Annotated in this window: 24 protein-coding genes and 1 pseudogene; 15 read left to right on the forward strand and 10 right to left on the reverse strand. The window is 70.6% G+C overall.

From position 1 onward, the window contains the following. The first annotated feature begins 18 nt into the window (after positions 1-18). Complete coding sequence (locus RUMESO_RS11235; protein ID WP_037280237.1) at positions 19-426, forward strand: DoxX family protein; 408 nt, start codon at positions 19-21, stop codon at positions 424-426. Between the two features lie 80 nt (positions 427-506). Here the strand turns inward: RUMESO_RS11235 and RUMESO_RS11240 are convergent, their stop codons facing one another. Then, positions 507-1721 carry an MFS transporter gene (locus RUMESO_RS11240; RefSeq protein ID WP_037280238.1) on the reverse strand — a complete coding sequence of 405 codons (1215 nt, stop codon included), beginning with the start codon at positions 1719-1721 and terminating at the stop codon, positions 507-509. Between the two features lie 211 nt (positions 1722-1932). On the opposite strand from RUMESO_RS11240, the gene RUMESO_RS11245 reads away from it, so the two are divergent. From RUMESO_RS11245 to RUMESO_RS11270, 6 genes are all read left to right on the forward strand, one after another. After that, on the forward strand, positions 1933-2250 hold the full coding sequence (locus RUMESO_RS11245) for a MarR family winged helix-turn-helix transcriptional regulator (protein WP_281177558.1): 318 nt from the start codon (positions 1933-1935) through the stop codon (positions 2248-2250). 179 nt (positions 2251-2429) lie between these two features. Continuing rightward, the gene (locus tag RUMESO_RS11250; protein WP_037280240.1) at positions 2430-3497 is read left to right on the forward strand and encodes a type III polyketide synthase; all 1068 of its coding nucleotides are present in this window, start codon (positions 2430-2432) and stop codon (positions 3495-3497) included. Further along, a complete protein-coding gene (locus RUMESO_RS11255; RefSeq protein WP_037280241.1) occupies positions 3497-4207 on the forward strand; it encodes a methyltransferase domain-containing protein in 711 nt (236 codons plus the stop codon). The genes RUMESO_RS11250 and RUMESO_RS11255 overlap by 1 nt, the downstream gene beginning before the upstream one ends. Next, positions 4204-5298 carry an NAD(P)/FAD-dependent oxidoreductase gene (locus RUMESO_RS11260; protein ID WP_037280242.1) on the forward strand — a complete coding sequence of 365 codons (1095 nt, stop codon included), beginning with the start codon at positions 4204-4206 and terminating at the stop codon, positions 5296-5298. Before RUMESO_RS11255 ends, RUMESO_RS11260 begins: the two co-directional genes overlap by 4 nt. 275 nt (positions 5299-5573) lie before the next feature. After that, complete coding sequence (locus RUMESO_RS11265) at positions 5574-5939, forward strand: carboxymuconolactone decarboxylase family protein (RefSeq protein WP_037280243.1); 366 nt, start codon at positions 5574-5576, stop codon at positions 5937-5939. An 18-nt stretch (positions 5940-5957) separates the two neighbouring features. After that, a complete protein-coding gene (locus tag RUMESO_RS11270; protein WP_169791164.1) occupies positions 5958-6653 on the forward strand; it encodes a regulatory protein RecX in 696 nt (231 codons plus the stop codon). A 4-nt stretch (positions 6654-6657) separates the two neighbouring features. Here the strand turns inward: RUMESO_RS11270 and RUMESO_RS11275 are convergent, their stop codons facing one another. After that, the gene (locus tag RUMESO_RS11275; RefSeq protein WP_037280245.1) at positions 6658-7347 is read right to left on the reverse strand and encodes a response regulator transcription factor; all 690 of its coding nucleotides are present in this window, start codon (positions 7345-7347) and stop codon (positions 6658-6660) included. Between the two features lie 205 nt (positions 7348-7552). Here RUMESO_RS11275 and adh point away from each other — a divergent pair, with 205 nt between their 5' ends. Then, positions 7553-9070, forward strand: a complete 1518-nt coding sequence (gene adh, locus RUMESO_RS11280; protein ID WP_037280246.1) for an aldehyde dehydrogenase — start codon at positions 7553-7555, stop codon at positions 9068-9070. 79 nt (positions 9071-9149) lie between these two features. Further along, positions 9150-9515, forward strand: coding sequence for a DUF779 domain-containing protein (locus tag RUMESO_RS11285; RefSeq protein ID WP_037280248.1), 366 nt, complete (start codon positions 9150-9152; stop codon positions 9513-9515). Between the two features lie 164 nt (positions 9516-9679). Here the strand turns inward: RUMESO_RS11285 and RUMESO_RS11290 are convergent, their stop codons facing one another. From RUMESO_RS11290 to RUMESO_RS11320, 7 genes and pseudogenes are all read right to left on the reverse strand, one after another. Continuing rightward, positions 9680-10741 (reverse strand): ABC transporter ATP-binding protein, encoded by a 1062-nt coding sequence (locus RUMESO_RS11290; RefSeq protein WP_037280249.1) that lies wholly within the window; start codon positions 10739-10741, stop codon positions 9680-9682. A 9-nt stretch (positions 10742-10750) separates the two neighbouring features. Beyond that, complete coding sequence (locus RUMESO_RS11295; protein ID WP_037280251.1) at positions 10751-11794, reverse strand: NAD(P)-dependent alcohol dehydrogenase; 1044 nt, start codon at positions 11792-11794, stop codon at positions 10751-10753. A 37-nt stretch (positions 11795-11831) separates the two neighbouring features. Beyond that, on the reverse strand, positions 11832-12065 hold the full coding sequence (locus RUMESO_RS25745; protein ID WP_037280252.1) for a DUF2160 family membrane protein: 234 nt from the start codon (positions 12063-12065) through the stop codon (positions 11832-11834). Positions 12066-12070: 5 nt separating this feature from the next. Further along, positions 12071-12907, reverse strand: coding sequence for a carbohydrate ABC transporter permease (locus tag RUMESO_RS11305; RefSeq protein ID WP_037280253.1), 837 nt, complete (start codon positions 12905-12907; stop codon positions 12071-12073). A gap of 82 nt (positions 12908-12989) precedes the next feature. Then, a pseudogene (locus tag RUMESO_RS27175) lies at positions 12990-13787 on the reverse strand (carbohydrate ABC transporter permease); the annotation flags it as partial. Positions 13788-13863: 76 nt separating this feature from the next. Next, positions 13864-15297, reverse strand: a complete 1434-nt coding sequence (locus RUMESO_RS11315; RefSeq protein WP_037280256.1) for an ABC transporter substrate-binding protein — start codon at positions 15295-15297, stop codon at positions 13864-13866. Beyond that, positions 15291-16472 (reverse strand): helix-turn-helix domain-containing protein, encoded by a 1182-nt coding sequence (locus RUMESO_RS11320; protein ID WP_156362904.1) that lies wholly within the window; start codon positions 16470-16472, stop codon positions 15291-15293. The genes RUMESO_RS11315 and RUMESO_RS11320 overlap by 7 nt, the downstream gene beginning before the upstream one ends. 238 nt (positions 16473-16710) lie before the next feature. Here RUMESO_RS11320 and RUMESO_RS11325 point away from each other — a divergent pair, with 238 nt between their 5' ends. From RUMESO_RS11325 to speB, 6 genes are all read left to right on the forward strand, one after another. Further along, entirely contained in the window at positions 16711-17634 is a 924-nt protein-coding gene (locus RUMESO_RS11325) for a sugar phosphate isomerase/epimerase family protein (protein ID WP_211262864.1), read from the forward strand. 27 nt (positions 17635-17661) lie between these two features. Beyond that, positions 17662-18864: an ROK family protein gene (locus RUMESO_RS11330; protein ID WP_037280258.1), complete on the forward strand. Its 1203-nt coding sequence runs from the start codon at positions 17662-17664 to the stop codon at positions 18862-18864. Positions 18865-19005: 141 nt separating this feature from the next. Continuing rightward, entirely contained in the window at positions 19006-20004 is a 999-nt protein-coding gene (locus tag RUMESO_RS11335) for a tagatose kinase (RefSeq protein WP_037280259.1), read from the forward strand. Between the two features lie 13 nt (positions 20005-20017). After that, a complete protein-coding gene (locus tag RUMESO_RS11340; RefSeq protein WP_037280260.1) occupies positions 20018-20746 on the forward strand; it encodes an SDR family oxidoreductase in 729 nt (242 codons plus the stop codon). 35 nt (positions 20747-20781) lie between these two features. After that, entirely contained in the window at positions 20782-21555 is a 774-nt protein-coding gene (locus tag RUMESO_RS11345; protein WP_037280262.1) for an SDR family NAD(P)-dependent oxidoreductase, read from the forward strand. Between the two features lie 236 nt (positions 21556-21791). Then, the gene (speB, locus tag RUMESO_RS11350) at positions 21792-22769 is read left to right on the forward strand and encodes an agmatinase (RefSeq protein WP_037280263.1); all 978 of its coding nucleotides are present in this window, start codon (positions 21792-21794) and stop codon (positions 22767-22769) included. A 94-nt stretch (positions 22770-22863) separates the two neighbouring features. Here speB and RUMESO_RS11355 read toward each other — a convergent pair whose 3' ends face one another. Next, positions 22864-23955, reverse strand: coding sequence for a M24 family metallopeptidase (locus RUMESO_RS11355; protein ID WP_037280264.1), 1092 nt, complete (start codon positions 23953-23955; stop codon positions 22864-22866). Positions 23956-24001 lie beyond the last annotated feature (46 nt).

The raw sequence follows: 24001 nt of genomic DNA on the forward strand, positions 1-24001 counted from the left end.
CGATCCTGCAGGAGATCCATGACCGCTCGTCCCTTCGACTCCCTTTGGACCCCCCGGATGCTCAGCGTCCTCCGAATCGTTGCCGCGCTCGTGTTCTTTGCCCACGGCACCCAGAAGATCCTGGGCTTCCCCGCCTCGGACATGGTGCCCCCGGCGGGTTCGCTGCCGTGGATCGCCGGCATCCTTGAACTCGTGGGGGGCGCCCTGCTGATCCTCGGCCTCTTCACGCGACCCGTCGCCTTCGTCCTGTCGGGCCAGATGGCGGTCGCCTACTGGATGGCCCATGCGCCCCAGGGACCATTCCCGGCGCTCAACGGTGGCGATGCCGCGATCCTCTATTGCTTCGTGTTCCTGTACCTCGTCTTCGCCGGCGCGGGCTCCTGGAGCCTCGATGCCGCCCTCGCGAAGGGTCGGACGACAGCCTGATCGGGGCGACCGGCGCGAGGTCCGAACGGCCGGACCTCGCCTCGGGCGGACGGCGCCCCCGACCGCCGCATCGAGGCCTTTCAGGCCGCTTGGGCCCGCACGGAGGTCCGCAGCCCGCCGAAGGGGCGGAACGTCATCGCGACCAGGAAGGCCCCGAGGCCTAGGCCGAAGCTGGTAAGGTAGAGCGCCCCGTAGCCGCCGGTCGTGTCGAAGATCCAGCCGCCCAGGACCGGCCCGGTGGCCATCCCGAGGCTGCCGGCCATGCCGGTCCCGCCCATGATCGTGCCCATCATCCGCATCGGGAAGTTCTCTCGGATCAGCACGGCGTAGAGCGGCATGATCCCGGCGTAGATGAAGCCGAAGATCGCGGCCACGACGTAGAACTGGATCAGCTCGCGGGCGAAGAAGTAGGCCAGCGCTCCGAAGGCCTGCGCGAGGAGGCCCGCCACGAGGATGCGCTTGGCCCCGAAGCGGTCGCCCAGGAGGCCGAAACCGATGCGGCCCCCCATGCCGGCGATCCCCTCGACCGAGTAGATCGACACGGCGGCGAGCGCGGAGATGCCGCAGAGCTCGGCATAGCTCACGGTGTGGAAGATCGGCCCGGAATGCGTGGCGCAGCAGAAGAAGTTGGTCAGCACCAGGACGATGAACGGCAGGGAGGTCACGGCTTGACGGACCGTCATGCCTTCGGGGGAGGCGTCGCCGGTCGGGCCTTCCATGGCGGGCTGCGGCGGCGGGCGACGCAGCAGGAGCGCGGTCGGCACCGTGGTGACCGCCACGACGGCGGCCAGGATCGAGAGGACCGTTCGCCAGTCGTAGGTGGCGGCCAGCCGGGCGGCGAGCGGTGACATGGTGACCGGCGCGAGGCCCATTCCGGCCGAGACGAGCGAGACCGCGAGGCTCCGCTGCGTGGTGAACCAGCCGGTGACCGTCGCCATCATGGGGGCGAAGAAGGCCGCGACCGTGGCACCCGCGAGGACGCCGAAGCTCGCCTGGAACAGGAGCAGCGACGGCGCATGGCCAGCGAGCCAAAGGCTGAGGGCGAAGAGGGCCGCGCCGGACATCACCACGGGGCGCGCGCCGAAGCGGTCGGAGAGGGCGCCCCAGACCATGGAGGTCATGGCCATGGCGAGGAAGCCCACGGTCATCGCCCCGGAGATGCCGGTGCGCGACCAGCCGGTCGCCTCCGCCATGGGCGTCAGCAGCACGGGCAGCGAGAACAGCGACCCCATGGCGATGCAGCCCATGAAGCCGCCTGCCGCGACGACCACCCAGCGATACGACGAATCGGCCATCCTGTCCTCCCTGAGGCCACCTGTCGCAGGTCGTCCCGCCGCGTGGCCGTTGTTCTGCTCCGTTTGTATTGATATCAATCTAACATGAGCGACGCAACGAGTTCCCATCGAGACCGTCCACGAGATCCGCGACCAGTGTCTCTGCCTCGCCACGCAGCGGGCGGCGCGGCTGCTCGCGCGGAGGTTCGACCGGCTCTTCGCGCCGCTGGGCCTGACGAACGGGCAGTTCTCGCTTCTGGTGGCGCTGAGCGGCCAGTGGCGGCCCCGGATCGGCGAGCTGGCGGAGTTCCTCGGCATGGACTCCACAACGATGACGGCGGCGGTCAAGACGCTGGGCAAGCGGGGGCTCGTGAGCCTGGTTCCCGACCCGGAAGATGCCCGCGCGCGGCGGCTGGCCCTTACCGAGGACGGGCGTGAGGTCGTCGCCAAGGCCGTGCCGCTCTGGCGCGAGGAGCACGCCAGGGTGCAGGCCGAGCTCGTCGGAGAGGATCCGCTGGCACTGGCGCGGACTCTGGGGGAGTTGCGTTAGGCCCGTCGCCGCCCAGCCGACGGGGAACGGGCGAAGGCATCCGGCTTTGGGACCTTGATCGGGCCATTCGCACCCTCTCCGCCCCAAGTCCCCGTGATCCGGTTTGCCGGTGGAGGGGCCGCCGCTAGGTGCGCCAGAGCAGGCCTTCGGCGATCGGACGGCCGCCAGCAGGGTGATATATGAGCGCTTTCCTCAACCGCGTCGCCACGGCCGTGCCGCCCAACGACGTCCATTCGGCCTTCGTCAACTTCGCGTCCGGCCTCCTCGAGGGCGAGCGGAGCGCGCCGCTCTTCGACCGGCTCGTCAAGCGCAGCCAGATCGACCACCGCTGGTCGGTGCTGACGCTCGCGGACGAGGGGCGCTCGGCGGGCGTCGGCAACGAGGAGGTCTACCGGCGCGGTCGCTTTCCTTCGACCGGCGAGCGGATGCGGCTCTTCGAGCGCTTTGCGGGCGACCTCGCGGAGGAGGCCGTCGAGGGGCTCGGGATGGGCGAGCGGGTGCGCGAGGTGACCCATGTCCTCGCGGTGTCCTGCACGGGGCTCTATGCGCCGGGGCTGGACCTGCAACTGGTGGAGCGGCTTGGGCTCGATCCCTCGGTGGAGCGGACCGTGGTGGGCTTCATGGGCTGCTACGCGGGGATCAACGCCCTCAAGCTCGCCCGGCACATCGTGCGGTCGGACCCCCAGGCGCGGGTGCTGATCGTGTCGGTCGAGCTCTGCACCCTGCACCTGCAGGAGACGACCGACCTCGAGAAGGTGCTGAGCTTCCTGATCTTCGGCGACGGCTGCGCGGCGGCGCTGGTGAGCGCGGAGCCCCAGGGCCTGTCGCTCGACCGCTTCCACGCGGCGCTCCTGCCCGAGGGGGCGGAGCAGATCACCTGGCGGATCGGCGACGACGGCTTCGACATGCACCTGTCGGGGCAGGTCCCGGCCTCGGTGGGCGAGGCGCTGCGGCGGGGGCGCGGGCGCATCCTCGACGGCGCGGAGGTGGGCGAGATCGACCTCTGGGCCGTGCATCCGGGCGGGCGGACGATCCTCGACGCGGTGCAGGGGGCGCTGGACCTCGGGCCCGAGGCGATGGCGGATTCCCGTGAGGTGCTGCGGCGGTTCGGCAATATGTCGTCGGCCACGGTGCTGTTCGTGCTGCAACGGCTCATGGAGCGGGCGCAGCCGGGCGAGAAGGGCTGCGCCATGGCCTTCGGGCCGGGGCTGACGGCCGAGACGCTGCTCTTCACGGCGGCGGCGTGATGCACGACCTGTCCCAGCGGTCGCATGAGTCGGAGCTCATGGACGCCGAGGACACGGACTTTGCCACGTTCCGCGACTGCCTGCGCGACCTTGCCCAGGTGAACGTGCTGTCGATGGGCTACCGGCCGACGCTCGCGTTCCTGGACGGGTTGCGGCGGGCGGGGCGGATCGGGCCGGGGCGGCCGGTGGCGATCCTCGACGCGGGGAGCGGCTACGGCGACCTGCTGCGCGCGGTGGATCGCTGGGGCGCTCGGCACGGGTTGGACCTGCGGCTGACGGGGGTGGACCTGAACCCCTGGTCGGCGCGGGCTGCGGCGGAAGCAACGGACCCGGGGCGGCCGATCCGCTGGGAGACGGGGGACGTCTTCGACTACGAGGGGCGGGCGGACGTGATCGTCAGCTCGCTCTTCACGCATCACCTCGACGACGCGCTCCTCGTCCGGTTCCTCCGCTGGATGGAGGAGCGGGCGCGGATCGGGTGGTTCGTCAACGACCTGCACCGGCATCGCCTGCCGGAGGCGACCTTCGGGACGCTGGCGGGCGCGCTGCGGTTCCATCGCTTCGTGCGGCATGACGGGCCGGTGTCGTTCCGGCGGGCCTTCCGGCCGGGGGACTGGGAGCGGCTTCTGCGGGAGGCCGGGGTGGCGGAGGCGACCGTGCGGCGGTGGTTCCCGTTCCGGCTCTGCGTCGCGCGGGTGAAGCCGTCGTGAGGCGGGAGGTCCTCGTCCTCGGCGGCGGGCTCGCCGGGGCGGCGGCGGCGGTGCATCTCGCGCGGGCGGGGCGGGATGTCTGCCTGATCGAGCGGACGCCGGGGCCGCACGACAAGGTCTGCGGCGAGTTCCTGAGCTTCGAGGCGCAAGGCGAGCTTAGACGGATCGGGGTCGAACCCCGGATGCTGGGCGCGGTGCCGATCCAGGCCGTGGCCGTGGAAGCTGGACGGCGGCGCGCGGAGGCGCCGCTGGGGTTCGAGGCGCTGAGCCTGTCACGCCGGGTGCTGGACGAGGCCCTGCTCGCCAAGGCGGCCGAGACAGGAGCAGAGGTCCGGCGCGGCGCCCGGGTGACCGGGCTAGTGCGCGATGGCGAAGGCTGGTCGGTCGAGGTCGAGGGGCAGGGCCGGATCGGTGCCCGCCATGTCGTCCTGGCGACGGGCAAGCACGATCTGCGGGGCTGGCGGAGACCGGATGGGCGGCAGTCGGACCTGATCGGGTTCAAGGCCTACTGGCATCTGCCGAATGCGGCAGAGGGCACGGTCGAGCTGCACCTCTTCCCCGGTGGCTATGCCGGGCTCGAGATGGTCGAGGGCGGGCTGGCGAACCTGTGCCTCGTGGTGGGCCGGGCGGGCTTCGACGGCCTCGGGCGGCGCTGGGAGCGGCTCCTGTCCCATGTCCTGCGGAGCTGCCCGGGGCTGCGGGTCCGGCTGGCCGGCGCGGAGCCCTGCGAGGGCAGGCCCCTCGCGATCGGGCGGATTCCCTATGGGTTCGTCCAGGAGGGGAGCGACGGGCTCTGGCGGGTCGGGGACCAGGCGGCGGTGATCCCGTCCTTCACGGGGGAAGGCATGTCCATCGCGCTGCACTCCGCTCGGCTGGCGTCGTCGTTCCTGCTGGCCGGGCGGGGCGCCGAGGCGTTCCAGCGGCGGCTTGCCCGCGATGTCCGGGGACAGGTGCGGCTGAGCACGCTGATCTCGCAGGCGCTCGTCGCGCCGGGGGCGCAGGCGGCGGCGGGGTGGCTGCTGGTCCCGCCGGTCCTGCGCTGGGCGCTCTGGCGGACGCGACTGCCGGAGACGGCGCGGCGTAGGGTCTAGGCTGGCGTCGGGCGCAACTCCGCCCTCCTGCGGAAGGGGCGCCTTGCGACGGCCCGCTTCCTTTCGGGGTGGCATCCCCGATTCGCGGCGGGATCAGGATGGCAGCGGAAAGTTAAGGTCAGATTAACGGCGCGGCGAAAGGCGAGCGCGGCCAATAGGACTTGGGTTGAGCCGAGGGACGGCGACCTGCAGCGAGCGGGAACCGGCCAGGCGAAGCAGCCGTTCCCGCAGATCAACCGGCGCGCCACGAGCGCGGCCCCAACCCGGGAGAGCCCATGCCCATCGCCCCCGACCAGCTCCCCTCCGGCGCGAGCAAGCTCGCCCGAGCCCATCCCGAAATCTGGGCCGCCTATGCGGCGCTGGGCCGGGCCGTCGCCGAGGCGGGTCCGCTCGACCGCCGCACGGCGCGGCTCGTGAAGCTCGCGCTCGCCATCGGCGCGCTGTCCGAGGGGGCGGTGCATTCCCACGCGCGGCGGGGGCTGGCCGATGGCCTGAGCCCGGAGGAGCTGCGGCACGTCGCGCTGCTGGCGATCCCGACGCTGGGGCTCCCGCAGGCGACCAAGGGCATGAGCTGGATCGAGGACATCACGGGCGAGGCGGCCCGGGAGGCCAGGGCCGGGCTCGACGAGGGGCCGGCCTAGGCCGTCCGGATGCTCGACATGGGCCGTCATCCAAGCGGATCGAAAGGTCGGGAGGCCGGAACGCATGGCGGGGAGGAGGGGTCTGCCAGGCGGGCAAGGCCCGCGCGCGGGGCCGCCTCCGCCAAGCCGCTGACGGCCGAGCGCATCCGCAACATCGCGGAGTTCTACGTGGGCCAGCGCGAGAGCAGCACCCGGATGCTGCGGGCGATGCTCGAACGGCGGCTGATGCGGCGGCTGCGGACGCTGGACCCGGAATCGGCCGAGGAGGAGAGGGCCGCCGCGATGCCGCTGATCGAGGCGGAGGTCGAGCGTCTGACGGCGGCGGGGGTGGTGGACGATGCGCGCTATGCGGGGATGAAGGCGCGCTCGGCGCTGGCCTCGGGCCGGGGGACGCTGCGCATCCTGCGCGACCTGGGGCAGAAGGGGGTGACGGGGGCGACGGCCGAGGCCGCGCTGCTCGGCGCGGCGCGCGAGCTGACCGACGAGGTCTCGGGGACGGCCGAGGCGACCGAGGTGCTGGGCGCGGCGGAGCTGGAGGCGGCGGAGGTCTTCGCGCGGAAGAAGCGGTTCGGCCCCTATCGGACGGAGCCCTTGCCCGAGGCCTGGGCCGAGCGGTCCAGGGTCTGGCGCCGCGAGGCCGGGGCTATGGCGCGGGCGGGCTTCGGGGTGGACACGATCCGCAAGGTGCTCGACCGCGAGCCGGAAGAGAGCTGAGCCTTCACTCCTGCAAGATGGCGGCGAAGGAGGCCTGGCGGGCCAGCAGCACGGCCTGGGTTCGGGTTTGGACGCCGAGCTTGCGCATGATGGCGGTGACGTGGGCCTTGACGGTGGCGTCGGCGATGGCGAGGTCGTAGGCGATCTGCTTGTTGAGCTTGCCCTCGCAGATGAGCTCGAGGATGCGGGCCTGCTGGCGGGTGAGGAGCGAGAGGCGGGCGAGGGCCTCGGCGGGGGCGGCGGCGGCGGGGGCGGCGAGGGCCAGGCCCTCGGGGACGAAGACGCCGCCCTGGCCGATGCGCGCCAGCGCGGCGCGGAACACCTCGCGGCCGGAGTGCTTGGGCACGAAGCCCGCCGCCCCGGCCTGCAGGGCGGCGGCGACCACCCGGGGGTCGTCGAGCGAGGAGACCACCACCACGGGGGCGCCGCGGGCGGCGGCGCGCAGCCGCACCAGCCCCTCGAGGCCGCTGACGTCGGGCAGGTGCAGGTCGAGCACCACCAGGTCCACCCCCTCGCCCGCCGCCAGCCGCGCAAGCGCCGCGCCCAGGCTGTCGGCCACCTCGGTGCGCCCCACCCCCGCCACCGCCCGCAGCGTGATGGCCAGCGCGTCGCAGAACAGCGGATGGTCATCCACGACGAGCGCGCTCGCGAAGCCGCGAAGCGGCAGGGCAGAACCAGACAACAGCGCCGGCATGGCCAGGGCTCCGGGAAAAGGGGGGGCTCCCCCGTAGACTAGCAGTCCCCGCTGCCCGCGCCACCTCCACAAAGGTCGGAGACCGGGGACGACCCTCGCCGGGCGATCTGGCTCCAACCCTACGACCTATGTCGCGGCTGACCGTCCGAGTCGTCTCTGGCAGGTTCCCCTCGGGCCGCGAGGAGGCGGCGTCAGGGAGAAGGTCATGAACAAGGTCGAACATTTCCGCGTGGCGGGCTCGCCCTACAAGACGCGCTACGACAACTTCATCGGCGGCAAGTTCGTGGCTCCGAACGCCGGCCGCTACTTCGAGAACACCTCGCCCGTCACCGGCCAGGTCCTCTGCGAGATCGCCCGCTCGGACGCGTCCGACGTCGAGGCCGCGCTGGACGCCGCCCACGCGGCGAAGGATAGCTGGGGCAAGACCTCGGCCGCCCACCGCGCGGTGATCCTCAACAAGATCGCCGACCGCATGGAGGAGAACCTGTCCCTCCTCGCCACCGCCGAGACCTGGGACAACGGCAAGCCCATCCGCGAGACGACCGCCGCCGACCTTCCGCTGGCCATCGACCACTTCCGCTACTTCGCCGGGGTCGTCCGCGCCCAGGAAGGCGGGATCTCCGAGATCGACCACGACACCATCGCCTACCACTTCCACGAGCCGCTGGGCGTCGTCGGCCAGATCATCCCCTGGAACTTCCCGCTGCTGATGGCGACCTGGAAGCTCGCCCCAGCGCTCGCCGCCGGCAACTGCGTGGTCATCAAGCCCGCCGAGCAGACCCCCGCGTCGATCATGCTCTGGGTGGAGCTGATCGCCGACCTGCTGCCCCCGGGCGTGCTCAACGTCGTCAACGGCTTCGGCCTCGAGGCCGGCAAGCCGCTGGCCTCCTCGAACCGGATCGCCAAGATCGCCTTCACCGGCGAGACGACGACGGGCCGGCTCATCATGCAGTACGCGTCGCAGAACCTGATCCCCGTGACTCTGGAACTCGGCGGCAAGTCCCCGAACATCTTCTTCAAGGACGTGACCCGCGAGGACGACGACTTCTTCGACAAGGCCATCGAAGGCTTCGTGATGTTCGCGCTGAACCAGGGCGAGGTCTGCACCTGCCCGTCGCGCGCCCTGATCCACGAGTCGATCTACGACCAGTTCATGGAGCGCGCCCTCAAGCGCGTCGAGGCCATCGTCCAGGGTGACCCGCTGGACCCGGCGACCATGATCGGCGCGCAGGCCTCGTCCGAGCAGCTCGAGAAGATCCTGTCCTACATGGACATCGGCCGCCAGGAAGGCGCCGAGGTGCTGACGGGCGGCGAGCGCGCCGTGATGCAGGGCGACCTCGCGAACGGCTATTACGTCAAGCCGACCGTCTTCAAGGGCACCAACAAGATGCGGATCTTCCAGGAGGAGATCTTCGGGCCCGTCGTCTCGGTCACGACCTTCAAGGACGAGGACGAGGCGCTGCACATCGCCAACGACACGCTCTACGGGCTTGGCGCGGGCGTGTGGTCGCGCGAGGCGAACACCTGCTACCGCTTCGGCCGCGCGATCCAGGCGGGCCGGGTCTGGACCAACTGCTATCACGCCTACCCGGCCCACGCGGCCTTCGGCGGCTACAAGCAGTCGGGCATCGGCCGGGAGAACCACCTCGACATGCTGTCGCACTACCAGCAGACCAAGAACATGCTGGTGAGCTACTCGCCCAAGAAGCTCGGCTTCTTCTGAGCCGGAGCGCGAGGGACCGGAGAGGCGCGGGCGCGCGGGGCATCCCCCGCGCGCCCTTTCCGCATGAGAGGATGACGCCATGAACGACATGACGACCGCGACCGAGACGCTGGACAAGGTCACCGCCACGCCCGAGGCGCTGGCGCTGCTGGCCGAGATCGTGGCCGACCACGGGCCGGTGCTGTTCCACCAGTCGGGCGGCTGCTGCGACGGGTCCTCGCCCATGTGCTATCCGCAGGGGGAGTTCATCGTCGGCGACCTCGACGTGAAGCTGGGCGAGATCGGCGGGATGCCGGTCTACATCTCGAGCAGCCAGTACGAGGCGTGGAAGCACACCGACCTCGTCATCGACGTGGTGCCGGGGCGGGGCGGGATGTTCTCCCTCGACAATGGGCGGGAGAAGCGGTTCCTGACGCGGTCGACCATCTGCGTCCGGCCGGATTGAGGACGCAACTTCCCCTACCCCGCCGGGCGGCGACCCGGGGACAGGATCACCCTGGCAGAGAAATCCTAAAGAACCGTTGACGGCCGCGAGGATTCTCGTGGCCGGAGCGGAGCCGGTCGCAGGGGACGCGGGCCGCGATCCCTGCGACCAGTTGGGCTGTGGTCCTAGAGCCGCTGGCCTGACGCCTGGTCGAAGACGTGGGCGCGGCGAGGGTCGAAGCGGAAGGGCACCGTCTCGCCCGGTTGCACGGAAACGCGGTCGCGCACCAGCGCGTCGATGGGGGCGGGACCGAGGCGGCCGAAGATCTGGGTCTCGGAGCCCGTGGGCTCGAGGACCGCGACCTCGACCGGGATGCCGCCGGGGCCGACCTCGATGTGCTCGGGCCGGATGCCGTAGATGACCGGGCGGCCCTCTTCCGCCGCGACGCCGTCGAGGGGGAGGGCCACGCCACCGTCGGTCAGGACGACGCGGCTGCCGCCCTGGCTCGCGACCCGGCCGGACAGGAAGTTCATCGAGGGGCTGCCGATGAAGCCGGCGACGAAGGTGTTGCCGGGCCGGTCGTAGAGGTCGAGCGGGCGGCCGATCTGCTCCACGCGCCCGTCCTTCATGACGACGATCTTGTCGGCCATGGTCATGGCCTCGATCTGGTCGTGGGTGACGTAGATCGTCGTCGTCCGCAGGCGGCGGTGGAGGTCCTTGATCTCGACCCGCATGGCGACGCGGAGCTTGGCGTCGAGGTTCGACAGCGGCTCGTCGAAGAGGAACACCTGCGGGTCGCGCACGATGGCGCGCCCCATGGCGACGCGCTGGCGCTGCCCGCCCGAGAGCTGCTTGGGATAGCGGTCGAGGAGCTTCGTGAGGTCGAGGATCTCGGCGGCCTTGCGGATCTTGGCCTGGATCTCGGCCTTGGGGGCGCCCTTTATCATGAGCGAGAAGCCCATGTTCTCGGCCACGGTCTTGTGGGGGTAGAGCGCGTAGGACTGGAACACCATGGCGATGTCCCGGTCCTTGGGCAGGACGTCGTTCACCACCCGGCCGCCGATGCTGATGGTGCCGTCCGAGATCGACTCGAGGCCGGCGATCATCCGCAGGAGCGTGGACTTGCCGCAGCCCGAGGGGCCGACCAGCACGACGAACTCGCCGTCGGCGATGTCCACGCTGACTCCGTGGATGACCTGCGCCTCGCCGTAGCGCTTGACGGCGTCCTTGACGGTGACCTGGGCCATTCTGCTCTCTTACTGCGGGAGTTCGATCTGCATCTTCACCTCGCCCGGGGGCGCGGCGGCGGCCACCTCGAAGGCGTGGACGCTCTCGTCGAAGGCGAAGGTGCGGGTGATGAGGGGCTTCACGTCGATGGCGCCCGAGGACAGCATCGCCACGCAGCGCGGGAAGACATGGGCGTAGCGGAAGACGTGCTCCACCCGCGCCTCGCGCACCATGGCCTTGCCGACGCTGTAGGGGATGTCGTGGACCTGGCTGCCGATGAAGACGACCCGGCCGCCGGGGCAGAGGGGATCGAAGACACCGGACGCGGCCTTGGGGCTGCCCGAGCATTCGAGGACGATCTCGACGCCCCAGCCGTCCGTGGCCTTGAGGATCTCCTGGGTGAGGTCCTGCTTGGCCACGTTGATGGGCGTGATCGGCCCGAGGCTCGCGGCCAGTTCGAGCTTGCGGTCGTCGATGTCGCTCACGAAGACCCGCGCGCAGCCGGCGGCGAGCGCGGAGAGCGCCGTGACGAGGCCGATCGGGCCGGCGCCGATCACCAGGGCGATGTCGCCGGGCTTCACCTGCGCCTTGGTCGCCGCATGGACGCCCACGGCCAGGGGCTCGACCATCGCGGCCTCGGCGAAGGAGACGTTGTCGGGGAGCTTGAAGGTGAAGGCCTCGGGGTGGACGACGGTCGGGCGCAGGATGCCGTGCACCGGGGGGGTGGCCCAGAAGCGGACGGCCGGGTCGATGTTGTACATCCCCATCCGCGTCGCGCGGCTGTTGGGGTCGGGGATGCCCGGCTCCATGCAGACGCGGTCGCCCTCGTTCAGGGTCGTGACCTCCGGGCCGACCTCGACCACGGTGCCCGAGGCCTCGTGCCCCAGGATCATCGGCGCCTTGACCTGGAAGACGCCGATGCCGCCATGGGTGTAGTAGTGGACGTCCGACCCGCAGATGCCGACGGTGTGCAGCTTGATGCGGACGTCGCGCGGGCCCATCGGCTCCTCGCGCTCGATGGGGTAGTCGCGGAGCGAGAGCTTGCCCTTCTCCTCGAGGACCAGGGATTTCATGGCGTGGTCTCCTTCCTGGGGCTGCCGGCCAGGGGCCTCAACCCTTCCATATGATGAGCGCGCCCAGGGCGAGCACGATCAGGTGGCAGATCGTCAGCGGGGCGGCCTGCTCGATGAAGCGGAGCCAGAACAGCTCCAGGGCGACCCCGAGGTAGATGGCGATGAAGAGCCGGTCGAACCAGTTCGTCACGATGGGGAGGAAGCCCCGGCGGATGCGGCGGCGCGGCTTGGCGACCACGCCCTCGTCCAGTTCGTCGGGATTGGTGAGCACGGGGGCTACTCCTTGACCGCGCCGAAGGTCAGGCCGGCGACGATGTGGCGCTGCACGACGGCGAAGATGACCAGCGCGGGGATCAGGGTGATGATCGAGATCGAGGCCATCTTGCCCCACTCCGTCCCCGTGGTCGTCACGTATTCCGACAGGCCCGTCGTGATCGTCCGGGCGTTGAAGCTGGTGAGCGTCGCGGCGAGGAGGAACTCGTTCCAGGCGAAGACCCAGGTGAGGATCAGCGTCACCGCGAGGCCGGGCTTGGCGAGGGGCCAGACGACCTGCCGGATCACTTGGCCTGTGGTCGCGCCGTCCACGGTCGCGGCCTCGTCGAGCTCCCTCGGGATGCCGTCGATGGTGGGGCGGAGCGTCCAGATCGCGAAGGGCAGGTTGAAGGTGCAGTAGAGCAGGATCATGCCGATCCGGGTGTCGTAGAGCTTCCAGTCGCCGATGGCGAAGACCTGCGTGAATAGGAGGAACAGGGGCAGCAGGAACACCGCCGCCGGGGCCATGCGGTTGGTGATCGTCCAGAAGAAGATGTTCTCCTTGCCGCCCAAGTCGTAGCGCGACAGCGCGTAGCAGGCGAAGAAGGCGAGCGTGGTGACGAGGACGGCGTTGCCGGTCGAGATGATGACCGAGTTCATCATGTAGCGGCGCAGCGTCTCGTCCGTGAAGACCTCGGCGTAGTTGGCCCAGTAGGCGCGATCGAGGATCAGGCTCGGCGTGGTGAAGAGGTCCACGGGCGGCTTCACCGAGATGACGAAGAGCCAGTAGATCGGGAACAGCGTGGCGAAGCTGATGACCAGCCAGAGCAGCAGCGAGAGGACGGGGTTGCCGGGCCGCATCAGGTGGGCTCCTTCCGGGCGCGGGGGCGACGAGGGCGACATAAAGGACCCAGCACATCATCAGCGTCAGGTAGAGCACGATGATGGAGATCGCCGAGCCGTAGCCGTAATCGGTCTTGGGGAAGACGAGCTTCCAGATGTGGAGGCCCACGTAGCGGGTCGAGGCGCCCGGGCCACCGCCCGTCAGCATCCAGATCTCGTCGACGGTGCGGAGCGCGTCCATCAGGCGGATGAAGACGGTGGCCAGGATCGCGGGACGGATCATCGGCAGGGTGATGTGCCAGAAGATCTGCCGCCGGTTCGCGCCGTCGATCTGCGCCTGCTCGAACGGCTCCTTGGGGAGGGCCAGCAGCGCGGCGAGGAGCGTGAGCGTCACGAGCGGCGTCCAGTGCCAGACATCCATGATGACGGTCAGCACAAAGGCCGAGGTCGCGTCGCGGCCGATGTTGAGGTCGTAGCCGAACCATTCGTTCAGCAGGTGGGGGATGATGCCGATGGAGGGCGTCGTCATCAGCCTCCAGACCGAGCCCACGACGATGGGGGCCACGATCAGCGGCAGGGTGTGGACCGTGCGGAAGAGCGACTTGCCGGGGAAATCCCGCATCAGGAGCTGCGCGAGGAGGTAGCCCAGGATCACCTCGCTGCCGACGGCGAAGACGGCGAACTTGAGCGTGAGGCCCACCGAGAGCAGGAACTCGGAGTCGAAGACGAGGCGGCGGAAGTTCTGCGCCCCATTGAAGACCATGTCCGGGCTCGCGCCGAAGGGGTTCCAGCGGTGGAAGGCCACCCAGAGGACGTAGAGGAACGGGGCGATCCCGAAGACGCCCAGAATCGCGAGGGTCGGCGCCAGCATCAGCCAGCCGGTTCTGTTGGAGCGCATGGGATCCCTTGCGGTGCCGTGGGGTGCGAAAGGGGCCGCCGCTGCCCTGAGCGGCGGCCCCGGTCGCGCGGTCAGGTCACTGGCGGTAGCCGAGGTTCGTGAGCTCTTCCTCGGCCTTGGCGGCCATCTGGTCGAGCCCGGTGTCGGGGTCGATCTCGCCGGTCAGGATCTGGTAGAAGATCGGGGCCGTGGCCTCGCGCACCTGGGCGTGGAACGGGTAGGGCGGGGCGCCGGCGAAGAGCTTCCCGTCGTCGCGCAGCATCGTGTAGTAGCCGCCGAGCGAGGCATCCATCTCCTGGACCTTGGCGTCGTCGTAGGTCGCGGTGTTGGTGATGCGCGGCGCGGCGACGGCCCAGTCCGCCTGGACCGAGTTCTGCCCGATGTACTCGAGGAAGAGGAGCGCGGCCTCCTGGTTCTTGGAGGTCACCGGGACGCCGAAGGCGCCGCCGTCGTAGTAGCCGATGTAGCCGTTGCCGGACTCGGCCGCTTCCATCACGCCGGGCTCGACCGGCGGGAGGGCGACGCCCACGTTGCCCACCACCTTGGACTGGTTCGGGTCCGAGGCGATCCAGGCGGCGTTCTCGCCATAGACGAGGCCCTGGGCCACGCGTCCGGCGGCGAAGGTGGTCCCGACCTCGGTCCAGGTCGAGGCCGCGCTTTCCGGGGGCGCGATGTCGCGCAGGTGGAGCCAGTAGTGCAGCGCCGCCTTGGCCTCGGGCGAGTTCATGGAGCCGCCGTTCTCGACGGAGGCGGCGTAGTTGTTGTCGGCGTTGATGCCCCAGTTGTAGACGCCGTACGTCGGGGCGATCGACTCGAAGAACTCGTACCACGAGGCCGGGTGGCCGGTATGGGCCTGGGCGGTCGTGCCCCAGAGCTCCATGTCGTGGTCCTGGCCCCACTTGGTGAAGAATTCCGCGATCTGCGTGTATTCCTCGTGGTTGGTCGCCGGGGCGAGGTCGCGGCCGGTCTGCTCCTTGAAGGCGGCCTGGATCTCGGGGTCGTTGAAGAGGTCGGTGCGGTAGAGGTAGACCTTGATAAAGGCCTCCATCGGCACGCCGAAGAGGTCGTTGCCCTCGCCCCGGAAGTAGTCGGCGAAGGTGGTGAAGTTCGCCTCGTCGAAGTCGGGCGACTTCAGCTCGGGGTGGTCGGCCAGCGTCTTGGTGATGTCGACCAGGAAGTTCCGCGCCAGGTAGGCGTAGATGATGTCCTGCTCGATGTAGACCATGTCATAGATGCCGGTGCCGGCCTCCATGTCCTTGATGGCCTTGTCGTACATCTGGTCCCAGGACGTCGTCTCGATCTCGACCTGGATGCCCGTGGCCTCCTCGAAGGCGGGGGCGAGCACGTCCTTGATGTAGTTGGACGGCGGCGTGCTCTCGGTCACGCCATGCAGGGTCACGCCCTGGAACTGCGCGCCGGCGTCCGACCAGAAGTCGGCCCAGGCCGGCAGGGCGGTGGTGGTGAGCGCCAGCGCAACGGCGGACAGCCCCAAACCTCGTCTCGTCAACATCGACTCCTCCTTGCGTTTCCGATTCTTGCCAGGGCCTCGCGGCCGCCGTCGGTCCGGGGCTTGCCCCCGCCTTCGGTCGTCCGGCCGCTTGTCCTCCCCGGCCGGGCGCTGGATCCGCCTGCCAGGCCGGCCCTTCGAGGGCTGCGCCTGACGACGGGGAAAGCATAGGCGGGGCAAGCTCCTCTGCGCCACGCGCGGTTCGCCGGCGACCTATACTTTTCCGCCGCTCGTCGTCCCGGGAATGCCCTAGGCCGCGCCGTCGCGCCCTTCTCGGAACGGATCGGGCCGCGCTTCGGTCGCCACCTTCTGGGCGCCCGCCTCCACTCGGACGGGGTCCGGCCGCAGACCTTGATGAACTGCCGGTTGAAGTTGGCGACGTTGTTGAAGCCGACCTCGAAGCAGATGTCGGTGATGGGCAGCCGGCTCTGGGTGAGGAGCGTGCAGGCGGCATAGACCCGCGCGAGCACCAGGTAGCGCGCGAAGGTGTGCCCGGTCTGGCGCTTGAACAGCCGGGAGAAGGCCTGCGGCGCCAGACCGCAATGGTACGCCACGGAGGCGAGGTCGATCTCCTCGGCGTAGTGCTCCAGGATGAAGCGCATGGCGGCGTCCAGCTCGGGCGGGAGGTCGGCGGGCGCGCCGTTCGGCGCGAGGCGCGACAGCCGCCGCCGTTCCCCCGGCTCCCGCGCGAGGCGCTCCATCAGGCGCAGGAACAGGATCGCCCGCTCGGCCCCCTGCGCGGCCCCGATCCCGGAGAGCAGGGCCTGCCCCGCCCGCGCCGTGGCGCCGGTGAACTCCAGCCCGAAGGCCGCTTCCTCGAAGAGGGCGCGGAGCCCCGCGAACTCGGGGCACATCCCGGTCAGCCGGTCCACCCAGTCCTGCGTGAACTGGACCAGCATGTCCCGCCCGTGCAGCACCTCGCCGGGGCCCAGGGTGCTGACCCAGTTGTGCGGCAGGTTGGGCCCGGTCAGGACGAGGCATCCGGGCGCGAACTCGCCCATGTAGTCGCCGACCATCATCACGCCGCCCCGGTGCCGGGTCAGGTGCAGCTCGTATTCCGGGTGGTAGTGCCATTTGGCGAGATGGTGCGGGTAGTCGTGGACGAACCAGCGGAACGATTCGGCCGGTGGGCAGATGATGACCTCGTAGTCGGGAACGATGCGGACGTTCGCCTTCATCCTCTCCCCTCTCCAGGTGGCTCCGGGTATCGGTGCCCGACGTCATGCCTTCGGCCGCAGTGGGCCGCGCCGTCTTCATTCCAGGGGCAAACCGGACTGCCCGAACCGATACCTGGGCCAGATCGAAGGCGGCGAACCCATGGGTTGTCAATGAAAATACCTGCTGCGGCGCGGCAACATGACCTGTCGTGCCCGACGAAGAACAGCAGCCTTGACGCGACGGCCGAGCTGGATTTGCATGTGGTCGCAACATATTCCGTTCGAGGGCAGAGATGACGATCAACCGTCTGGGTATACATTCCTTCGTCTGGACCGGAGGAGCGACTCAGGAAGGTCTCGAGAAGGCCATGGAGGACTCGGCCGCCTGCGGGTTCCGGCTGATCGAGCTGGCCTATCTGCGGCCCGAGAAGTTCGACCTCGACCGGCTTGCGAGGCGCGCGCAGGCGCTGGACCTCGACATCGCGGTCACGATGGGGCTGCCGGTCTCGGCCGACGTCTCCAGCGAGGACGCAGGCGTCGTGAAGGCGGGGAGGAGCTGCTGGCCTCGGCCGTCGCGGCCGTGCGGGACATCGGGGGCTCCAAGCTGGGCGGCATCCTGTATTCCGCGCACACGAAATACGGGACCATGCCCAGCGACCGGGGCCGCAGGAACAGCGTCGCGGCGATCGCCAGGACGGCCGAGGTCGCCAAGTCGGCCGGCGTCGACCTCGTGCTGGAGGTCGTGAACCGGTTCGAGACGAACCTCCTCAACACCACCGCGCAGGGGCTGGAGTTCATCGCGGCCACCGGATCGGACCATGTGCGGCTGCACCTCGACACTTTCCACATGAACATCGAGGAGGCCAATCCGGCCGCCGCGATCCGGCTCGCGGGGGACAAGCTCGGCTACTTCCACATCGGGGAGAGCAACCGGGGCTACCTGGGCGACGGCGTGATCGACTTCGCGGGCATCTTCGATGCGCTGCTCGACATCGGCTACGAGCGCGACGTGACCTTCGAGTCCTTCTCGGGCGCCGTCGTGGACGAGAGCCTGTCGCTCGCCTGCGCGATCTGGCGCGACACCTGGACCGAGAGCCTGCCGCTCGCGCGCCACGCCAAGGCCTTCATCGACCTGAAGGTGGACGAGGCGGCCCGCCGCCGCGCCACGAACGCCCGGCCCTGAGCGGGCGCCGCACGCGGGATCCATGCCGTGCAGGGCGTCGCCTCGATCGCCAGCTCGCCGCGCCGCATCCGGCAGGGCAACGAGATCGCCGCCCTGCGTGCCCTGCACGAGTTCCGCCGGCTGAGCCGCGCGGACCTCGCCCGCGAGCTCCGGCTCAACCGGTCCTCATCGGGTCACATCATCGCCGGGCTCATCGAGGAGGGACTCGTCCGCGAGGTGGGCGAATCGGCCGGGGATGGGCGGGGGCGGCGTCGGGCCGGGCGTCCGGGCATCCTCCTGGAGCTCGTGCCCGAGGCCGTCCTGTTCGTGGGCGTCGAGATCGGGGTCGAGCACATCGGCGTGGTCGAGCTCGACCTGGGCGCCAGGGCCGTGCGTTCCGTGCAGGAGCCCTTCGACGGCCCGGCGACCCCGGTCGAGGCCGCGGTGAGCCGGGCCCTGGGTCTGGCCTTCGATGCCATGCCGCCCGACCGGCGCCGCCTCTGCGAGGGCTTGGGCTTGGCGACACCGTCGCAGATGGGACGCACCGGCGTGGTCCGCCTGGCGCCGCTCCTCGGCTGGGCGGACGTGGACCTGGCCGAGGTCGTTCGGCGAGCGATGCCCCTGTCGGTCCCGGTCATGGTGGAGAACGACGCCAATGCCCTGGCGATCGGCGCGACCTATGGCCGGAAGGTCGCGCGGGCCGGCGTGACCCTGGTGCTCAACATGGAGAGCGGCGTGGGCGGGGGCATCCTGATCGAAGGACGCCTCTTCCGGGGGGCGCATGGCCTGGCGGGGGAGATCGGGCACCTGGGACTCGACCGCGCCGTCCGGGTCGAGGAGCGCATCGGACTGGAACGCATCCTGGCCGATTACGGCGTGCGCCGCGGACTCGCGCAGCCGCGGCTTGCCGACCTCCTCCGGGGCGTGCGTGATCGCGAAGGGGGGGCCGTGGAGGTGGCCGAAGGCTGGGCACGGACGCTCGCCTTCGCGCTGGTCCAGGCCTGCCGCGTGATCGACGCGGACGAGATCGTGCTCGGCGGGTCGGTGGCGGCGCTATATCCGCTGGTCGCGGATCGCGTGCGGACGCATCTGAGGGAGCAGCAGGAACCAAGCTTTCCATTGCCGGCGATCTCGGTCCACGAGGATGCCGACTTCGGCGCGGCCTTCGGTGCCGCCTGCATGTTGCATCAGCGTTTTCTGTCGTGGGAGAGCAATCGCTTCGCGGCGGCTCCTTCGCCGGAGCGGGCCTGAGGGCGTGGCCGGCCCCGTGTCGCGATCACCGCGCCTCCGCAGATATGTTGCGAGGGCCTACAAAACGGATTAGGCCTGCTCCGGGGGACTGGTGGGGCAGGGCGACGGCATATCCGCGCCGGTCTGACGAAGGGGGAGAAGGTGCACGTCGAGGCGAACAGGCGGGCCGGCGGCCTCGCGCCCGATGCCCTCGGTCCGACCGTGACCGTGGGAGAGATCCTTGTCGAGATCATGGCCACCGCGCGCGGCGAAGGCTTTCTCGAACCGCTGGACCTTCGAGGGCCGTTCCCCAGCGGGGCGCCGGCCATCTTCATCGACCAGTGCGCCCGGCTCGGCGGCTCGGCGGGCATCGTGGCCGCGGTCGGCGACGACGACTTCGGGCGGGTGAACCTGAGGCGGCTGGAACGCGACGGCGCCGACACCTCGGCGGTGCTGGTGAGCCCCGACTGGCCGACGGGGAGCGCCTTCGTGCGGTATCGCGACGACGGCTCCCGCGATTTCGTGTTCAACATCGCCAAGTCCGCGGCCTCCCTGGTGAGCCTGACCGAGGAGGCGAAGGCCCTGTTCGCCCGCGCCGGGCACCTGCACGTCATGGGCACGGCCTTCGCCATTCCCGGCCTCTGGGCGCTCCTGGAGCACGCCCTGCCGGTCGTCCGGGCCCGGGGCGGAAGCGTGTCGCTCGACCCGAACCTCCGGAAGGAGCTCCTGGCGCATGGCCAGACCCGGGAGCGGTTGGAGCTCGTCATCGGGCAGGCCGACCTCGTGCTGCCCTCGGGCGACGAGCTGTTCCTCGCGGCCGGGGTGGAGGGCGAGGAAGCCGCGGTCGCCGCCCTGTTCGAGCGGGGGGTGCGCGAGGTCGTCCTCAAGCGTGGCGAACGGGGCTCGACGTGGTTCGGCGACGGCGGGGGGCGGGTCGACTGCCCGGCCTTCGTCGTGGCGGAGGTCGATCCGACCGGCGCGGGAGACTGCTTCGGGGGCGCCTATGTCGCGTGCCGGCGCCTCGGGATGCCGCCCGAAAGCGCGCTCCTGTACGCGAATGCGGCCGGGGCGCGGAACGTGACGGTGCTGGGGCCGATGGAAGGGGCAGGGACGCGGGGGGAACTGGATGCCTTCATCGCCGCGACGCCCCGGCGGGCCTGAGGTGGGAGGAGACATGGCACGGGAACTGGACGGCAAGGTGGTCGCGATCACCGGGGCGGCGTCGGGCATCGGGCTCGCCTGCGCCAGGAGGTGCCTGCGGGCGGGGGCGCGGGTCGTGCTGATCGACCGCGACGAGGAACGGCTCCGGGGGCTCTGCGCCGAGGAGGGGCCCGAGGCCATGCCCCTCGTGGTGGACCTGGCCGACCCCGCCAGCGTGGCTGGCATGGTTCCGGGCATCCTCGCCGTGGCCGGGGGGCTCGACGTGTTCCATGCCAACGCGGGGTCCTATGTCGGCGGCGACCTCGTGGAGGGCGACCCGGACGCCTTCGACCGGATGCTGGCCCTCAACGTCAACGCGGTGGTGCGGACGGTGCGACTCGTGCTCCCGCACATGATCGGGCGGGGCACCGGCGACGTCATCGTCACCTCCTCGGTCGCGGGGGTCGTGCCGGTCCCCTGGGAGCCGGTCTACACCGCCTCCAAGCACGCGGTGCAGGCCTTCGTGCACACGGTCCGGCGGCAGGTCATGAAGCAGGGCGTCCGCGTCGGCGCCGTCCTGCCCGGGCCGGTCGTGACCGCGCTGCTCAGGGACTGGCCCGAGGAGAACCTGCGCAAGGCCAAGGCTGAGGGCTGGGTGATCGAGCCCGAGGAGGTCGCCGAGGCCGTGCTCTTCATGCTGACGCGACCTCGCAACGTCACGATTCGCGACCTCGTCATCCTTCCGGCGACGCAGGACATCTGATCCGGCGGCCGGGACCAACCTTCAGGGAGTTCGAGATGTATCAGGAACGGTTCCGCCTGAATGGCGAGACGGCCGTCGTGACCGGCGGGGGGCGCGGGATCGGACTGGCCTGCGCCGAGGCGCTGGGGGAGGCGGGCGCCCGGGTCGTGCTGGTCGAGCCAGGGGAGGCCGCCACGCAGGAGGCGGTGCGCGTCCTCGCGGGGAAGGGCATCGTGGCCCAGGGCATCGCGGGGGACGTCACCCGCCCCGCGAGAATGGACGAGATCGCCGACGACCTCGCATCCCGGGGGATGGCTGCCACGATCCTCGTCAACAACGCTGGCATCGGCCAGAGCGGGATCCCGACCGAGGAGGTCACCGATGCGGACTGGCTCCGCATGATGGATGTGAACGTCAACGGGGTGTTCTGGTGCTCGCGCGCCTTCGGGCGGCACATGATCCGGGCGAGGCGGGGCTCCATCGTCAACCTGGGCTCGATGTCGGGGACGATCGCCAACCGCCCGCAGTCGCAGACGCCGTACAACGTCTCCAAGGCGGCGGTGCACCATCTGACGCGGTCGCTCGCGGCCGAATGGGCGCCGCACGGGGTCCGGGTCAACGCGGTGGCGCCGACCTACATCGAGACGCCGATGGTCCTGGCCAACCCGCTCAACCAGGACCGCATCCCGATCTGGCTGAACGACACGCCGATGGGCCGCATGGGGCAGGCCGACGAGGTCGCCGCCGCCGTGCTGTTCCTCGCCTCCGAGGCCGCGAGCCTGATGACCGGGGCCGTCCTTCCCGTGGACGGCGGCTACACCTGCTGGTGAGGGCGGAGGCGCCCTCGGCTCCGCAGGGATCGGGTCGAGGCACGGAGGGTTGCCCGAGGTCCTGCTTGCGACGTCGCCGCGGACTGGGCTGGCAGGCTGGACCGGGGTGCTCCACGGCAGGCCCGCAAGGCCTTGGTCCAACGGTCCTCTCCCGTGGCCTCCTGCCAGGCGGCCAGCCGCCGTGGCGGGACAAGGGACGGATATGTGAGCGACGACTTCCAGGAGGACGACGGAACATGAGCGAACCCTTTCACCAGCCCGTCGACGCAGCCGTGGTGCCGCGCTTCGCGGGCCTGTCCACCTTCATGCGCCTGCCGGCCGTCGCCTCGGCGGCCGGGCTCGACATCGCGCTCGTGGGCATTCCCTGGGATGGCGGCACCACGAACCGGGCCGGCGCCCGGCATGGCCCGCGCGAGATGCGCAACCAGTCGAGCCTCATGCGGCGGGTGCATCACGTCAGCCGCGTGGCGCCCTTCAGCCTGGCGAATGTCGCCGACGTGGGCGACGTGTCGGTGAACCCGATCGACCTGCTCGACGGCCTGGCCCGGATCGAGGCCGGGATCGCGCAGATCGTCGAGGCTGGGGCGATCCCTCTCTGCGCCGGGGGCGACCATCTGACGACGCTGCCGGTGCTGCGCGCGGTCGCGAAGGGCCGTCCGGTCGGGCTCATCCACTTCGACGCCCATTCGGACACCAACGACGCCTACTTCGGCGGCAACCGCTACACGCACGGCACCCCATTCCGTCGTGCCATCGAGGAGGGCCTGCTCGACCCCAAGCGGATCGTGCAGATCGGCATCCGGGGCTCGATCTACGACCCCGACGAGCACGGCTGGGCCCGCGAGCAGGGCATCCGCATCGTCTACATGGAGGAGTTCGTCCGGCGCGGGCCCGCCGACGTGATGGCCGAGGCGCGGGAGATCGCGGGCGGGCAGCCGACCTACGTCACCTTCGACATCGACTGCCTCGACCCGTCGATGGCGCCGGGCACCGGGACGCCCGAGATCGGCGGCTTCACGACCCGCGAGGCGCAGGAGATGCTGCGGCTCCTGGACGGAGTGGACATCGTGGGCGCCGATGTCGTGGAGGTCTCGCCGCCCTTCGACCTGGGCGGCATGACGGCGCTCGCGGGGGCTACGATGATGTTCGAGATCCTCTGCGTGATGGCCGGAAACCTGGACCGCCTGCGGGAGGAGGCGGGGGGCCCGGCCTGAGGCGCGTATCGGGGCTCCGGCGCTCGATGCCGAGACGTCCCCGGTGGGGAGGACGCCGCTCGCCGCTGCGGCCGCCCCTCCGGGGAAGCTCGGCTCAGGACTGAACGGTGCGCGGCAGGGTGGAGAGGATTTCCGGTCCTTGCTCGCGCAGGACGACGATGTCCTCGAGCCTGACGCCGAACCGACCTTCGAGATAGATGCCGGGCTCGATCGAGAAGACGTTGCCGGCCTGGAGCACCGTGTCCGAGGTCGATGTGATGTAGGGCGGCTCGTGGATGTCGATGCCGAGCCCGTGGCCGGTCCGGTGGAGGAAGCGGTCGCCGTACCCGGCGTCCTCGATGACGCGGCGCGCGGCATGGTCCACGTCGCGGGCCGGCACCCCGGGCCGGGCGGCGGCCAGGGCGGCCTGCACGGCGCGCTCCACGATGCCGATGATGCTCGTGAACTCCGGGTCGGGCGTCCCGAACCACCGGCAGCGCGTCATGTCGGACGGATAGCCCTGGAAGCGGCAGCCGGTGTCGATCAGCACGGCCCTGTCGCGGGCGAGCCGGGTCGAGCCGGTGTGGTGGTGAGGGAAGGCCCCGTTCGCGCCGAAGCCCACGATGGTGAATTCCGGCGTCGCGCCGTGGGCCTTGTAGTGGGCGTGGATGGCCGCCTGCACGTCGAGCTCGGTCATGCCCTCCTCGAGGGCGTCGAAGGCGAGGCGGGCCGCGTCGTCGTTGAGGCGGGCGCTCGCGCGGAGGCCGTCGATCTCGGTCTCGTCCTTGCGGAGGCGGAGGGCGCCGACCGTATCGGAGGCGAAGCTGCGCCGGGGAGAGGGGAGGGCGTCGAGCAGCCGGAGCGCGAAATCGGCGCGCATGGCCTCGTCCACCGCGACGGCGAGGCCCGGCCGGGTGGCGTCGCAGGCGGCGAGGAGGTCCGCCAGCGCGGCATCGGGGCCGGTCGCGTCGGCCCAGGTGAAGAAGGGCAGGTCGGTCGCCTGTCGGGCGGAATCGGCGTTGAGCGAGGGCATCAGCACCCCGGCGAAGCCGGCGCTGACGAGGAGCATCACCGGGCGCTCGTCCCCGTGCGGGTCGAGGCCGGCAAGCCATCGCATGTGGCTCGTGGGGCCGAGCGCGACGAGGTCGGTGCCGGTCTCGGCCATGCGGGCGCGCAGGCCGGACAGGCGGTCGGTGTGGACCGTCATGGGGGAAGCTCCCGGTTGGAGGGGAAGGGGCCGCCGGGGATGCCGG

Source organism: Rubellimicrobium mesophilum DSM 19309, from assembly GCF_000600335.2.
GTDB lineage: Bacteria > Pseudomonadota > Alphaproteobacteria > Rhodobacterales > Rhodobacteraceae > Rubellimicrobium > Rubellimicrobium mesophilum.